This is a genomic window from Myroides fluvii, assembly GCF_009792295.1.
Taxonomy (GTDB): domain Bacteria; phylum Bacteroidota; class Bacteroidia; order Flavobacteriales; family Flavobacteriaceae; genus Flavobacterium; species Flavobacterium fluvii_A.
Map to the genome: position 1 here is coordinate 660,373 of NZ_CP039934.1, position 15,516 is coordinate 675,888.

The 15,516-nt window shown below is 34.9% G+C and carries 15 protein-coding genes; 7 read left to right on the top strand and 8 right to left on the bottom strand.

The window, feature by feature from the left end; translation table 11 throughout:
* Positions 1–25: 25 nt before the first annotated feature.
* Both FBR08_RS03155 and FBR08_RS03160 read right to left on the bottom strand, forming a co-directional pair.
* On the bottom strand, positions 26–2,890 hold the full coding sequence (locus FBR08_RS03155; RefSeq protein ID WP_158961377.1) for a DUF3427 domain-containing protein: 2,865 nt from the start codon (positions 2,888–2,890) through the stop codon (positions 26–28).
* Positions 2,883–3,326 (bottom strand): (deoxy)nucleoside triphosphate pyrophosphohydrolase, encoded by a 444-nt coding sequence (locus FBR08_RS03160; RefSeq protein WP_233266217.1) that lies wholly within the window; start codon positions 3,324–3,326, stop codon positions 2,883–2,885. Before FBR08_RS03160 ends, FBR08_RS03155 begins: the two co-directional genes overlap by 8 nt.
* A 564-nt stretch (positions 3,327–3,890) precedes the next feature.
* Between FBR08_RS03160 and FBR08_RS03165 the strand changes: the two genes are divergently transcribed.
* Positions 3,891–4,541: a DUF6266 family protein gene (locus tag FBR08_RS03165; RefSeq protein ID WP_158961378.1), complete on the top strand. Its 651-nt coding sequence runs from the start codon at positions 3,891–3,893 to the stop codon at positions 4,539–4,541.
* Between the two features lie 9 nt (positions 4,542–4,550).
* On the opposite strand, the gene FBR08_RS03170 is transcribed toward FBR08_RS03165, so the two are convergent.
* The 3 genes from FBR08_RS03170 to arsB all read right to left on the bottom strand — a co-directional run bounded on the left by FBR08_RS03170 (position 4,551) and on the right by arsB (position 8,531).
* A complete protein-coding gene (locus FBR08_RS03170) occupies positions 4,551–5,000 on the bottom strand; it encodes a hypothetical protein (protein WP_158961379.1) in 450 nt (149 codons plus the stop codon).
* A 217-nt stretch (positions 5,001–5,217) separates the two neighbouring features.
* Entirely contained in the window at positions 5,218–7,140 is a 1,923-nt protein-coding gene (locus tag FBR08_RS03175) for an outer membrane protein assembly factor BamB family protein (RefSeq protein WP_158961380.1), read from the bottom strand.
* A gap of 341 nt (positions 7,141–7,481) precedes the next feature.
* Positions 7,482–8,531 (bottom strand): ACR3 family arsenite efflux transporter, encoded by a 1,050-nt coding sequence (arsB, locus tag FBR08_RS03180; RefSeq protein WP_158961381.1) that lies wholly within the window; start codon positions 8,529–8,531, stop codon positions 7,482–7,484.
* Positions 8,532–8,787: 256 nt separating this feature from the next.
* Here arsB and FBR08_RS03185 point away from each other — a divergent pair, with 256 nt between their 5' ends.
* Positions 8,788–9,186, top strand: a complete 399-nt coding sequence (locus tag FBR08_RS03185) for a transposase (protein WP_158961336.1) — start codon at positions 8,788–8,790, stop codon at positions 9,184–9,186.
* A gap of 35 nt (positions 9,187–9,221) precedes the next feature.
* Entirely contained in the window at positions 9,222–10,031 is an 810-nt protein-coding gene (locus FBR08_RS03190) for an IS3 family transposase (RefSeq protein WP_233266307.1), read from the top strand.
* Between the two features lie 70 nt (positions 10,032–10,101).
* On the opposite strand, the gene FBR08_RS03195 is transcribed toward FBR08_RS03190, so the two are convergent.
* On the bottom strand, positions 10,102–10,557 hold the full coding sequence (locus FBR08_RS03195) for a DUF6428 family protein (RefSeq protein WP_158961382.1): 456 nt from the start codon (positions 10,555–10,557) through the stop codon (positions 10,102–10,104).
* A gap of 57 nt (positions 10,558–10,614) precedes the next feature.
* Positions 10,615–10,944, bottom strand: coding sequence for an ArsR/SmtB family transcription factor (locus tag FBR08_RS03200; protein ID WP_158961383.1), 330 nt, complete (start codon positions 10,942–10,944; stop codon positions 10,615–10,617).
* Between the two features lie 221 nt (positions 10,945–11,165).
* On the opposite strand from FBR08_RS03200, the gene FBR08_RS03205 reads away from it, so the two are divergent.
* The 4 genes from FBR08_RS03205 to FBR08_RS03220 all read left to right on the top strand — a co-directional run bounded on the left by FBR08_RS03205 (position 11,166) and on the right by FBR08_RS03220 (position 14,054).
* Entirely contained in the window at positions 11,166–11,726 is a 561-nt protein-coding gene (locus tag FBR08_RS03205) for a LemA family protein (RefSeq protein ID WP_158961384.1), read from the top strand.
* The gene (locus tag FBR08_RS03210; RefSeq protein WP_158961385.1) at positions 11,726–12,658 is read left to right on the top strand and encodes a M48 family metallopeptidase; all 933 of its coding nucleotides are present in this window, start codon (positions 11,726–11,728) and stop codon (positions 12,656–12,658) included. The genes FBR08_RS03205 and FBR08_RS03210 overlap by 1 nt, the downstream gene beginning before the upstream one ends.
* 133 nt (positions 12,659–12,791) lie before the next feature.
* On the top strand, positions 12,792–13,211 hold the full coding sequence (locus tag FBR08_RS03215) for a MarR family winged helix-turn-helix transcriptional regulator (protein WP_158961386.1): 420 nt from the start codon (positions 12,792–12,794) through the stop codon (positions 13,209–13,211).
* Between the two features lie 429 nt (positions 13,212–13,640).
* The gene (locus FBR08_RS03220; RefSeq protein ID WP_158961387.1) at positions 13,641–14,054 is read left to right on the top strand and encodes a helix-turn-helix domain-containing protein; all 414 of its coding nucleotides are present in this window, start codon (positions 13,641–13,643) and stop codon (positions 14,052–14,054) included.
* Positions 14,055–14,329: 275 nt separating this feature from the next.
* On the opposite strand, the gene FBR08_RS03225 is transcribed toward FBR08_RS03220, so the two are convergent.
* Entirely contained in the window at positions 14,330–15,514 is a 1,185-nt protein-coding gene (locus FBR08_RS03225; protein WP_233266219.1) for a hypothetical protein, read from the bottom strand.
* Positions 15,515–15,516 lie beyond the last annotated feature (2 nt).

A 15,516-nucleotide genomic window follows, 5' to 3' on the forward strand; every position in this document is an offset into this window, starting at 1 on the left:
TCAATCGGTCTTTTACTTTTTTATATTAATCCACTATGATTGCTCCTGATGTTATATATTCATATAATTCTTCTGCAACTGGCTGCTCTAATTGAAACTTAAAATGAACAACTGGCGATGCTGAATCTGTCATATAACTTTGTTGTACTGAGTCTTTAATTATACTTACATCTCCCATATAATAAAAATCCGTTCCTTCGGCATCCTCTTTTTTTACAAATAATAATATTCTCTTTGAATTAAGTACATTTTTTATCTCAGGACTATCTAATTTCCTATTAGACCTAGAATCCCACGCAAAAATTGATGGACTTATAAAGTGATCATTATATTTAATTGTTTCTTCAATATCATCCGATTTGTGGTATGTTACAAAACAAGGAGTAATTTCATTCACTGTTCTATAACCATATAATGTACTACTGATATCTGTTGGCCAATTCAGTAATCGGCAAACATCCTTGCGACTATACTTATTATATAATACTAATCCATCTCTAAAATTAATTGGTGTAAACGACTTCCCAAACGCTTGTATCGAATATTCAATCGTATCAACGAAGAAGTTTTTAAAAACACCCTTTTCAAGTATCTCGTTAAACTCTGGATGAAATTGAATATGGTCTTGATTCTGTACAATTATCTTTTTAGACTCTTTAAGAAAGTCAAAATTAATATTTCTTATACACGAGTCTATTGTAGCATCAGTTGGTATGTAGTTAAACACTGTATAAATTCGCTCTTTAAGAAATTGAATTGTTACTTTTTTTTGCTCCAGCAATATTTTTAGCAAATAACTTTCTTCAACTCTTTTCGCATTATTTATTTCTCTTGAAAAGAGCATCAATAAATCGATACTACTCTCATCTAATTCAGGTTCAAAAGTATCATCAACACGCACTACAAAATTGTAATAAGATTTTGAATAGACAACAAACTGAAAAGGGTCTCTAGATTCATACGCTAGAAAATCAACCATCAAAGGTATTCTTCCTAATCTAAATTTTAATAATTGATAATCTTTTTTTAAATCCGACAGCGTAGACATATTAGCCGTAGCAATTGCTTCGTAAATTTTTTCTTTTGTTATCTCATCAAAATTAATTGTAGACGCACCTGGCAAATGCTTGCTTCCTTCGGAAATTAATCTTCTCAAAGTGTCTTTGTTGTATGAAGTATCCCCATACAAAGCTATAGGGATTAAATAATTATTTTCATAATTCCCTATAAAGTCTACAATAGTTAAAAACTCTTTATTTTCAGCTTTTCTCAAACCACGTCCTAATTGCTGTACAAAAACAATGGCAGACTCAGTAGGTCTAATCATCAAAATCTGATTTATCTTAGGTATATCTATTCCTTCATTAAAAATATCTACCGTAAAAATATAATCCAATTTTTCTTTATTATCATCAGATTCTAATCTAGCAATTGCTTCTATTCGTTCATTTTCAGTACTTTTTCCAGATAAAGCAAGTGTTTTAAATCCACTTTCATTAAATTTTGACGATAAAAAAGCAGATTCAACATTACTCGAACAGAACACCAAGCCTCTAATGATGCCATTATCACTTCCAAAGCGTTTAGCATTAAAAATAATCTTATTTACTCTCTCGGTATCAGCTAACAAATTAAAATCTCTTACATTTTCTCTATGTTCATTATTAACCAATAAATCAGAAATCCCATAGTAATGAAAATTACTCAACATATTTTCTTGCATAGCCGTATGCAGTCTTATCTCATAAGCAATATTATGATCAAAAAGACTAAAGATATCAAATCCATCTGTACGTTCAGGCGTTGCAGTCATTCCCAATAAAAATTTAGGGTCAAAATAGTCTAACAATCTCAGGTATGAAGCTCCTCCCAAACGATGAGATTCATCGACTATAATATAATCAAAGTGAGTTTTATCAAACTTGACTAAATTTTCTTCTTTTGAGATTGTTTGGATTGTTGAAAAGATAAAATCTGCTTCCATATCACGCTGGTCCCCAGAAAAAAGCCCATATGTTCTATCTTTCCCTAATAGCGTTTTAAATGTATGAAGCGCATCATTAGCAATATTTAAACGATGTACTACAAATAGCATTCTTTTAGGATTAACACTTTTCACATCAAAAGCTGACAAATATGTTTTTCCTGTTCCTGTAGCGGAAATTATCAATCCTTTATTTTTATTTGCTTGTCTTAGTTTTCTTAAATTTCCTAAGGCAACCTTTTGCATTTTATTAGGTTGAATTACTATTTCACTATTGATCTCTTTTGATTCAATTTGTCTTTTCTCCTTTAACTTAAGATACAATTCTTCATAAAAAGTGATAAATTTATCTGTAACCGAGATAGCTTCTTCAAAATCACGATGAAACTCATTCAAAACATCATCTACAATACCACTTGCATTTAATCCTGATATTTTAAGATTCCATTCTTTATTTACAGTTAAGGCATTTGCAGTTAAATTACTACTACCTATTACGATTGTATAATGAGTATCCTTACGAAAAATATATCCTTTTGTATGTGTATTGTTTTGTGTTGAAATTTTAAGCTCAATATTTTTAAAAGTTTTCAGTTTTTTAAGTGCTTCTGGCTGAGTAAAATTTAAGTATTGAGACACTAATACTTTTCCTTTGATATTTCTCTTTTCTAAAGCAATAAGTGTATTAAACAATACCGCAATACCACTTGTTGTAACAAAAGCAACGGAGATAAGAAACTCATTACAAGTATTGAGTTCGTGCAATAGTGTCGATAATACTTTCTCCTTAGGAATATCCTTATTTGTTAGAAGCTTAGGAATATTAATAGAATTAGATACAATATCTTTATCTATAAAACCCTGATGAATACCTCCAATAAAATCATGGTGTAAACTTTCACTCATCTTGCATCACTTTATACACAATAGGTAAATCTGCAGCTGCCCAATCCAATTCTAATAAATGTTCTTTCTTTAACCACACATGAGAAATATGTTCATTTAAAGTAATCTCTCTATTTGGCATATTACACAAGAAGCTATGCATAGTTAATTCAAAATCTGGATATTGATGAACTACAGTAAGATAAAGCTCATTAATTTCAGGTTTTATATTCAGTTCTTCTTTTAATTCTCTTCTTAGAGCTTCTTTATGAGTTTCTCCTAGTTCAATTTTTCCTCCAGGAAATTCAAACTTTTTCGAAATATAATCTAATTTACTTTCCGCCCTTTGCGCACAAAGTATTTCATCATTATGCATCAATATTGCTGCAACAACCTCTACTTTTTTCATACTATTTAACTTATCTCTTTTGTCTGCTTCATTTAAACGTTTATTCATAGAATTAAGCAATCAAAAAATATTAGAATTTTTTTTCAGACATTAATTTGAATTATATATATCAAATTTAGGCATATTTAATTAACATTCCATTTATCTCCATTAATAAACACAATTCCCCTATTCTCTCCAACATTGAAAATATTGAATTAGCGAATTTTCTTATTATAGACTGAACTCCCTTCCTACCTCCTCTACACCACTCTTTCAATTTGCTCGACGAATCACCGACCTTCCATGGACAAGACAAGGAAAAACAGCCTTTTTGTCGAATCCAGGTCCAAGGAACCTCCAATTCATCTCCAAGCTAATGATATTTTCCTCAAAGCATACTACAAACAGCCCCCTAATCCCAACAAAATCGATCCCATGCCCTTACATCTTCATTTGCACCTTGCGCCTTGTTCTGCTCTGCCGTTTCTCATTTCAACTATTCACCTATTTTTCTTTCCCTTTCTTCCTGAACCCTCGTAAACACTGCATTTATTTATTTTACCCTGCTTTGATGCGTTAACTTTTTCTGCGTTGCTTTTTCGATATATTACAACTCTAAAAATCATAGCTATGGCAGAATTAAAAGAAGGTATCTTTGGAGGAATAAGTGGAAGAATTGGAGGTTTTGTAGGGGTTCAGTGGAGAGGTCGAAGTTTATTGCGCACGTGGCCTGGAAAATCGTCAAAAAAAGCAACTCCAGCCCAAAAACTACAACGAGACAAACTGCGTTTGGTCTCTGGTTTTGTGCGTAAAGTGAGCGAAGCCGTGAAGCTTTACTATCCGCATGCGATGGTAAACGGCAAAAAAATATCGGGAAAAGAACAATTAATTTCCTTACTGATGAAAAAGGGAATTGAAGTGATTGATGGAGAACCTCACCTCCTTATTGATCAAGCGCTACTCGCTGTCGGAACACTACCCGCAGCACATACGGTGGAAATTCAGCAAATTGCAGCAACCACAGTACGCATCACTTGGGATACTTCGTTGATGAATATTCTCGCCCATAAGGAAGATAAATTAACCTTGTGTCTCTATTGTGAAAAACAAGACAAATGCTTTGTTTGCATTCAAATAAGTGAACGTCAAAAAGGAGAGCTTGAGCTTCCTGTTTTATTTTTACCAAAAGTTCAACGCCTCCACATTTGGACGATTTGGGAGTCTGCTCAAGGAGATAGGAATAGTTCGAGTCAGTATCACCAATTTATAAAGGAAGACTAGTTGCCATCATTAGGACTTGATGGAGGGCTGTTGTTGCACTTTACAATTTCCCCACACCAATACAGCAGAACTAAGGAGGATAATCCAAAGGCTATGCTCCACCGTCGCGTAGAGTGCTTCTTGTGTGGTATAGGTGCTCCATCCAGCTTCTCGGTCCTGAAAAATACCAAAATCAATCCAAAACCAAAGCAAACCAACAACAAGTAGATGGACCACAAGCTGCAACAACCAAGGTTTAATGCGCAAAACAAGGAATAGCGCCAATACATAGCCTACACTGACAAGCAGGGAAGCAAAAAAAGCATCCGTATAAAAATCGAAGGATAAACTACTGGAAGGCTGATCTTTAAATGGATACATAGCAAGGGACGCTTGTACAAAAGACAAGGCCACAAACAACAGTTCATACAATAGGACACGTTGCCAAAAAGTAATTCGTTTGGAAGGTGCTACAGTCATGGGGCAATTTTATTTTTCAGTACTGCCAAGATACTATAAAAACAGCGGTAACACGCATTTTTAGGCACTTTCCTTGTGTTTTTTTAGGTGTAATTGTTTTTTTATCCCTGCACGAACGAAAAAAGAAGGAAACCTCAACTTGAAACTCATTCACTGCAAGGAACAAAAAAAAGGGTGCTCCGATTGGAACACCCTTTTGCTGTTTATTTCAACTGAATTACTTCGTGTAAATCTTCAGCGTACTACCACTGGCGTAGTATAGATTTTCATTCACTGGATCAATTTCATATAGCGGTTTATTCCCATCTAATTCAATCTTTACCACTTCTTTTCCATCTTGCTTGCGCACCTTGATCAATTCAGGTCCTTTCTCTCCTCTATTGGCTACGAAAGCATATTCGTCATTTTGTTTCATCGCGTTGAAACGACTTTTTACTTTAGCAGTTAGGTTTTTATCTAACGCATCCGCAGCTCCACCAAAAGCATCTGCATTTCTATTTGCGCGATTTTGTGCTGATTCCGTTAATAAATGTCCGGTTTCAGATTTCAACTCTCCGTTTGTATCTCTATAGGTCATTGTTACCGTTGCATTCGCCATTGCTGCATTCGCTCCTTGTCCTGTTTGCAACAAGGCTCCTCCAACAATACCTGCTGATTTCAACAATCTTCGTTGTCCTTCTCCTGGCTCTTTGTAGGTATTGTGATACAGTTGATTGCCTTCGTAATCCAAACCAATGACATCGTTCTCCCCTACTAAACACACGCCCCAATCAAAAGCTTCAATGCTTTTAATGGTTTTATCGTTGTTTACTTCTACTTTCCCTTTTGGTTTTGGATCATCTGTAGAATTGGCATCGAACGTATAAATACGCTTGTTGTTATACACTAAAAACTTATCTCCTGTAACAGAATAAACTAACGGTCTTTTCTTGTCAAACTTCACGTTCTTCTTCCAAATTTTCTTTCCTGAGACATAGTCTACCATGTTGCCATAGGTATCGGTTAAATAGAAAACACGGTCGCTACCTACTTTATCTAAATAGTACACTTCGTCTTTTTCATCATCTGCAATCTCAACAAACTTCTTCCATTTGTTTTCTCCACTGTTATTCACCAAGTTCATTTCATTATCTGCGATATACAAATAATCTTGATCCACTGGAATTACGCGTTTGATGTTCTTTCCTTTAGCGTCTTTCTTCCAAACTTTTTTACCGTCCTTATAGCTAAAGAAGTTGAATCCTGTAGTATGCGCTACTAAAATTTTATCTTGATGATCTTCTAAATATGAAATATTCTTGGTGGTGATATTGTCTTTCCACAACTTATCGCCATTGGAAAGGTTCAATACATTCAGGGCGTATTTGGATGAAAACAAACTCGATTCATCTGTAATTACCACTACTTTATCTTTGTTTTGATTGATAAAGAAACTGGTAATCGCATAAGAAGTATTCCAATTTACTTTTCCTGAGCTTTTATCGATGTTGTATAAAACGCCTTTTACCGTCACCATTATCGTTGAGCCTACTGCTACAATCTTATCTTCGGCTACTCGTTTTACTTTAAATAATCCGCCTAAGGTTTTTCCTAAACTATCTACCGTTCCTACCGAATTAGACCATTTGATTCCCTTTGTATTTAAATCAAAGTTGACAAATTCAATTTGATCGCCTTTTACTCCTAAAACCAATAGCGTGTTTTCAGCAAGTAGGTAATAGGTTTCTAAAATGCGGTAACCGGCATCAGCAGAATTAAATACTACTTTTCCCGTTGCTGCATTGATGATTAAATCGTTGTTTTCTAAATTCACTAATGCGAAGGGAGAATTGGGAATTAACGAAATTTCTTCGTTTTTGGAAAAAGCGCCAATAAAGTCATTCGCCGATACTTTTGAATTTATTTTATCGATGCTTTGCAAAGCCGTCGTACTGACATAGTCTTTTTTTGCGATACTCCAAACCACTTTGTGGCTTTCAGCATCAATAGCAGAGATATTTTCTTTATCCTCTACCAATACATTTCCCGTTAACGGTTCTAGGAGAACCTGCTCGATGGTGTGCTTTAAATCCACATTCACTTGCGCATTTACCCAAGCACTACTCAACAAGGCTGCTACTACGTAGTATTTTAATTTCATATGCAATTATTAATTTAATAATTATTTTGCACACAAAATTAACAAAAAATAACAGATATAAAAACAACAAAAAAACAGAAATACAATACTTTAGCAAACAATATTTCCATGGGGTTATCTCAGTAGGTTTAGATGTATCTCAGTAGGTTTATGTTTTATTTTGGAGTTCGATGAATCTTCACTACGCTTCGATTTTATTTTTGCCGTCTTTTCAATTATTTGACTTGTGTTGGGTTTAGCTTATCGTTTAAAGGGTCTTATTCTATTTAGAAAATATAGCTTTTCTTTCTTTTCTCAAATTCATTGTCATTTGATAATGAAATCTTCTTCAATCCAAAAATTCACTCCTCTCCTCTCTCCTCTTTCTTCTTTCCATACCTCAATGTCAAACTAGCTTTTACGAGTAAAATCAACACCGGCACCTCAACCAAAGGACCGATTACGCCCACAAAAGCTTGAGGGGAATGAATTCCAAACACCGATATGGCTACGGCAATCGCCAACTCGAAGTTATTTCCTGTTGCGGTAAAAGCGATGGCGGCATTTTTATCATAAGGAACACCCCAAGATTTGTTGATGAAAAAGCTAATAAAAAACATCAAAACAAAGTAAATCACCAAGGGAATGGCTACTTGAAATACCTGTCCTGGGAGTTGCACGATTTGTTCTCCTTTGAGGCTGAACATAAACACAATGGTAAACAACAAGGCATATAGCGTAAAAGGAGAAATAAAGGGAATAAACGTATGGTTGTACCAGGTTTCTCCTTTGTATTGCAACAGGTATTTATGACTGAGAAAACCCGCTAAGAATGGAATACCCAAATAAAGGGCGACACTTTGAACCACATCCATCATGTCAATGGAAACACCATAGGCTTCAAATCCAAAATACGGAGGCAATACATTGATGAACAGCCAAACAAATACGCTGTAAAACAGGATTTGAAAAATACTGTTCAAGGCAATGAGTAAAGCGGCATATTCTCGATTTCCCTTCGCGAGATCATTCCACACAATCACCATGGCAATACAACGCGCCAAACCAATCAGGATAACCCCTACCATTAAATCGGGCTGCTGACGTAAAAAAAGAAGGGCTAAAACAAACATCAATAACGGCCCAACAATCCAGTTTAACACCAACGATAGACTTAATACTTTTTTATCCTTAAAGGCCAAAGGCAATAAGGTATAATTCACTTTAGCTAAAGGGGGATACATCATGACAATTAATCCAATGGCCAAGGGAATATTGGTACTTCCTACACTGAATTGATTCATCGCTGTTGGCAAGTTGGGAAATACATTCCCCAACAAAACGCCTAATCCCATGGCTAAAAAGATCCATAGCGTAAGGTAGCGGTCTAAAAATTTCATTCTGGTTTGCATGCGTATGTGTTTTGTGAATTTGTGGTGGTGTGAAGGTGAGGTGTTTGTTGTAGGAAGGGGGTGAGAGGGTGTGAAGGTGAGACGGTGAGGTGGTGAGGGGTTGAGCGATTTTTGTTGAATAAAAAGAATCTTCTTTAATCCGAAAATTCACTCCTCTCCTCTCTATCTCATTGGATTTATATTTTATTTTGGTATTCGATGAATCTACGCTGTGTACGTCTCTGATATAGGTTGACCATAAAAAGTCAATTTTCCTATGAAAGTAAACGTTAAAAAAATTCAAAAGAGTCGTGTTTATTCTGAAGAATTCAAACGCGAGATTGTTAGTTTATTTGAAAAAGGGACCTATAGTGTCCTTCAAATAAGTCGTTTATACAAAATTCCTAACTCTGCAATTTACCGATGGATTTATAAATTTTCTATCTTTAATGAACCAGGACAAAGAATTGTAGAGATGAAAGCAAGTAACACAAACAAAGTAAAAGAGCTAGAAGCTAAGGTTAAAGAACTAGAGCGCATGGTTGGTCAGAAACAAATTCAGGTAGATTTCTATTCTAAACTTATAGAAATCGCTAGTGAAGAGTTAGATTATGACATATTAAAAAACTCAAACACCCCACAATCAACTGGTTCCGCCAAGAAAAGGAACAAATAAGCTATTCTTTAAATAGTTTATATCGGACTATTGGAATTAGTAAACAAGCCGTAAATCAATATGCTAAGAAACAAGTTGTTTTTGATACAGAAGTATCTAAACTTGTATTAGAGGTGGATGATTTACGAGGCGAACATCCTGGTTGTGGGGTTGAGAAGATGTACTATACTTTAAAACCCAGTTTTTTAGGTAGAGATAAGTTTATAGAGATTTTTATGAGCTTAGGGTATCGTTTGCACAAACGCAAGAATTATATCAAAACTACAGTAGCTTCTACTATACACTATCCAAATTTAATTAAAGGCATGCAGGTAAATGCTCCTTCAACCATATGGCAATCAGATATAACTTATATCAGAATAGGAGAAACTTTTTATTATGCTGTCTTTATTATAGATGTTTATACAAAGAAAATTGTAGGTTATCACGTCTCTGATAATATGAGAGCACAAGCCAATATAAAAGCCTTAAACATGGCTTTTAAAAACAATACTCCTCCTTTGATCCATCATTCGGACAGAGGAAGTCAATATACTTATAAGGGATATGTTCAGTTGCTTAAAAACAAAGGAATAAATATTAGTATGGCTCTTTCTGCACAAGATAATGCCTATGCTGAACGTATTAATAGAACCATTAAAAATGATTATTTAGAATATTGGAAACCTAAAAACTTCTGTGAACTCAAAAGATTAATTAAAAAAGCAGTCAACCACTATAATAATACCAGACCTCATAATTCAATAGCTAAAATGACGCCAGTTGAATTTGAAAACAAATGGTTTGGAAAAAGTACTTTTTCCAAACCATTTATTACTATATTTAATAATGAAGTTAATGTTTAAAAACGGTCAACCATATTTAGGGACGTTCACTGCGCTCCGATTTCCCCTCTCTTCTCTCTTCTCTCTATTCTTAACAGCAACCAGAATTAGGATCACAACAAGAACTTGCCGTTTCTGGTAAATCTTCTGGTTTGATCCCACAGGCATCTTCAGCCAAACAAGCCGTTAAAGTGTTGACCAAGATAAAATGGGTTCCATTAAAGGCTAAGTTATACTTACCAATGGTTGTTTTTCCTTGAAACTCTACCTCTACCTCACCCTCTTCAATACCCAACTTGTTTTCTGATAAACGAATAATATTCAATAATTTCCCTGCCTTTAATCGATGCTCAAAATCATTGGCATTCCACAACTGAAAACTCACTTTCTTTTCGGTGCGAATTACGCCTCCACAATCGATGTATTTCTTTTCTACCTGTCCTACTTCCGTTACGTGAAAATGTTCGGGAACAAAGCTTCCATCTTCCAATTGAAAATCTACTTTTTCCAATCCGGCTAATACTTGTTTTACTTCTGATAATTTCATGATTTCTATTTTTATATTACATCGTAATATTACGATACGTTAGAATAAAAAAATGCTTTAGCAGCATTTGTCAATATGGGTGGATTGGCCGAAGAAAGCAGCGAACTCTTCTGCAAATTCGTTCCAAACCTCCTCATCAATACAGTAGCAAACGGTTTTACCTTCTACTGACCCTTGTAATAACCCGATGTTCTTTAACTCTTTTAAATGTTGAGAAATGGTGGCTTGTGCTAATCCAAGTTCTTCAACCAAATCACTGCAAATGCACGCTTTTTGATTGATGATAAACTGTAAAATAGCCAAACGAGCGGGATGTCCCAACACTTTAAACATGGCTGCTAAACGGTTTTTCTTGTCGCTAAATAATTCTGATTTTGTAATTCCCATACTTTTTACTTCTATCTATCATCGTAATATTACGATACAAAGATAGCTGTTTATTTTTACTTGTTTCGATAAAGTTCTCTTTTTTTAAGTAAAAATACAACTGCATGAAACCGTATAAAAATGGCTATACTTTGTTAATCTTTCTTTTTTTAACCAGCTCTTTTTTTTATTTACACCCTAAAAAAGAGCTAATAATCGTATATTAGAAAAAAAATATGATTATGGGAATTTTTATTGGAATTGGCGTTCTTGTTCTACTGGTACTTTGGTATATTGTGACCAACAACAAATTAGTCGCCTTAAAAAACAACAGAGAAAATGCGTTTGCAGACATTGACGTACAGTTAAAACAACGTCATGATTTAATTCCGCAACTTGTTTCTTCTGTAAAAGGATACATGGAACACGAGGCTAGCACCTTGGAAAAACTAACAGCAGCCCGTACGGCAGCACTTCAGGCAGGAGACATCAACTCCAAGATTCAAGCAGAACAACAAGTTTCGTCTGCATTAGCCGGATTGCGTGTTGCAGTAGAAGCGTATCCTGATTTGAAAGCCAATACGAACTTCTTACAGTTGCAAAATGAAATCTCGGATATTGAGAACAAATTAGCAGCGGTTCGCCGTTACTTCAACTCCGCTACGAAAGAATTAAATACAGCTATTGAATCGATTCCTTCAAACATTGTAGCGGGAATGAAAAATATGACAACTCAACCTTTCTTTGAGTTAGGTGTTGAACAAAGAGCGCAGCTTGATGTAGCTCCTGAGATTAAATTTTAATGGCATACGTTGGTTTACATACACAAATAAGACGAAATAATACCAAGTCCATTCTACTTTTATTCGCTTTTCCCTTGTTAATTTTATTGGGGATTGTCTTTATTTTGTACTACTTAGCTAGTTGGAATTGGGAAATGGCCTATGATCCCATCTTGCAAGTCACTCCAATTGTTTTTGTCGTCGTTGGGGTTTGGTTTGTTATTTCTTATTTCTTTCACAACCAAATGATTCAACGGGCTACCCACGCAAAACCGTTGGACCGAAAGGACAATATGCGGGTGTATAATCTGACAGAAAATCTATGCATGTCTGTGGGTATGCCCATGCCGAAACTCTTTATTATTGAAACAGAGGCTTTAAATGCCTTTGCTTCGGGGATCAATCAGCAATCACATTCTGTTACCTTAACTAGGGGAATCATAGAGAAATTAGACGATAAAGAATTGGAAGGGGTGATTGCTCATGAATTGATGCACATCCGAAATAACGATGTGCGATTACTGATCGTAACCATTGTATTTGTAGGAATCTTGGGCGTTATTCTGGATTTATTACTCCGCGGATTATTCCATGGTTTGGGACGAAGACGAGGTGGAAAAGACAATGGAGGAGCTATCATTATCCTTATTTTGGTGGTAACGCTTGTCATCTACTTTTTCTCAATGATCTTTAAATTTGCCCTATCGAGAAGTCGAGAATATATGGCCGATGCTGGAGCAGTAGAAATGACCAAAGATGCACATGCCTTGGCTAGCGCCCTACGTAAAATTAGCGGCAATTCTAAACTAGATACAACGAACGACGAAGTAAAAGAACTCTTCATTGACAATAGTTCCGATTCGGAAAGCAAAGGATTTATGGGAAGCATTGGTTCTATTTTTAGTACCCACCCTCCGATCGAAAAACGAATTGATTTTCTGGAAAAAATGTAATTTTTATCCAATCATACAATGAGATAAACCACCAATCCTAGGTGTTATAAATAAAAAAATCTACTTGGCTTTCACTCAAGTAGATTTTTTTTATACCTTCGTAAAAGTATTTGACTAATCAAACATATTTCAAATGATAAATGAATCATTACAACTGTTGTTCAACCTGACAAAAACTCAATCCATCCTTCAGCGAAAGTTTGATCGATTGAGTGTACATGGATTGAGTTATACTGATTTTATGTTACTCCATTTGCTTGCCTCTGATGCAGAAGGTAAGATGAGGAGAATTGATCTGGCGAGTCGCATAGGACTTACTCCATCAGGGGTGACGCGCTTACTGAGTCCGTTGGAAAAAAATGGATTAGTGGGAAGAGAGAGCAATACACGAGACGCCCGTGTTAGTTATGTCGTGCTAACTGAAACAGGGCAACGCGTCTATGCTGAAGCAAAAGTAACAGCAGAGGCTGTTGCCGTGGAATTACTTCCTAAAGTAAAAAGCAACCAACTACAAGCGGTTATGGACTTGTTTAGACAAATTGACAAGGAATAATTGTTGATGATGGATTAATTGGTTAGTTTGATTAATCGGTTAACCCTCCTAACCCTCCTAACCCTCCTAACCCTCTTCACAAATCGAAACGAAGTAGAGATAAAAAAGTGATCAGTAGATTCTACTAAAAGAAAAGATTCCTTCCTTTAATCGAAGGATTGTAACCGCCCGAGCAAGTACATCTTGTGTAGTCTAAAAATTATTCCACAACGTTTGTAATTAACTGATTACTAATTTTTTTCTATAATTAGTACCTGGCATTGATTTTGTAATCTAACCAAAGATCGTATCCTAAATAACGGTACAGAACTAATTTTACTTGTATAATACAATTGAAAATTAGTATCTTACATTCGTATTATAGATAGACTCGTTTTAGGTTTTAGAAGGTCTCTTTTATATATTTGTAAACGCTAAACACATGAAGCTATGACCACCACCACTCGTAAACATATAGGAAGAAATATTAGTCGAATCCGTGAAATAAAAGGAATGAAACAAACAACGTTAGCTGAGCTTTTAGGCGTTAGTCAGCAACAAGTATCTAATATTGAAAATAGTGAAACGGTTGAGGAAACTAAACTGGAAAGTATTGCTAAGATTCTAGAAGTGCCTGTTGAGGTAATTAAAGAATATTCTGATGATAAAGTAATGAATATTATTAGCAATAATACCTTTCAAGATGATTCTTCTGCAATAAAGAATTTATACAACCCTACATTCAATCCATTAGATAAATTAGTAGAAGCGTATGAAGAAAATAAAAAATTGTATGAGCGTCTATTAGAAGCGGAGAAAGAAAAAACAGCCTATTTAGAGAAGTTGTTCATGGAAAAAAAATAACTGGAAGTTAAAGGCAGTTGAAAGTAGTTCTTTACGCCTTTTCTTCCTTCGCTCATCTTGGCGTTGTTGCGTGCTATTCGCGCGTTGTAGGCTGATACTAAAAAAGCTCAACTTCCGCTGAGCCTTTATTTACTACATTCCATGCTCCATACGAATCTCTTCGATCATCTCTGGATAATCATTATAACCAAAATAGTTATGCTTCTTCAAATAAGCGAGTAATTCGGTTCTGCTTTCTGGTAGATACAATTGAGAATACAAGGCACTATAATGACCTAGTCTTCTACATTCTCAATCCCTTTACCTGCTACTTTTGCTGCTTCCCAAAAACTCTCTAGGGCTTCAAATCCATAAAAGTTATTTGTTCTAAACTCCTTGTCGTATTGTTCTTTTACCAAACTCGTTTCATAAAAATCTCCTACTACTAAAATAGCATCTTCTTTTTCTCCAAGCCTTCTTACCATCTCCAAGACACAGGCAGCAACTTTTGCCTTCTCATAAAAATGGATTCCTTTACCGCTATTGTCATTAGGTCCATCTAGTAATTGTAGTAGTAATTTCAGATTGCTATAATTGTGTTCTTCATTGGAGGAGGCCATCATGTTCATTACTTCAAAATGAAATTTTATATCTTCTTCATTACAAGTATAAGAATAGAACAATTTTAAGTATTTATTCAAATCCATCCCACCAAATTCTGAATGCAACGAAGATTCTTCTATTACCCATTCCAAAAGTTCTTTGTCTTTTTCATATCCTACTACTTTCACTAAATCTCTTACAAAAAACTCATCATAAGCCATTAACCATCTTAGACTCGCTTTACTACTATTCAAAAAATAGTTATTCCTGTGATAATCTACTTTTCTATTTTGAGCATTATTTTCATCAGGATTGTAAGAATAACTATCATCTTCATGAATGATAATAAATGAATCTAAAGGTAACGAAGGAAGCACTATTCTATTTTTTAAATCAAAAAATAAATTCTTCGTAATCGCAGGCGATACATACATTCCAGCTTCCTCCTCTAGTGTACTCTTTTGTCTATCCATCAACTCTCCATGATACACAATATAGCGGTCGCTAATCTTTCCATAGCTAAGACAGTTACAGTCTATAGGAAATATATTTTTTAACCTTTTTAGAAATTCACTTTCCGATAGTTGTTTATAACCATTTTTCTTATATTCATACAGCATCAAATCCGAGATCAGATCTAAATCTACTTGTGCTAAATTATAAGCTCCATCATCTTCATCACTATATGATCTGTCTTTCTGTAATTCAAACTGTTTTTTCAACAAAGAGACATTCACAATGTCTGACAACTCCGCAATATTATTCTTTTTCACTTGTTCCATTACATTTTCTTCTTGTGGTTGTTTTGGTTGATTCGCTGTTTTCTTACATCCTAAAAACAGCACTAGAAATAACAAACTGAGATTTACTATTTTCATCT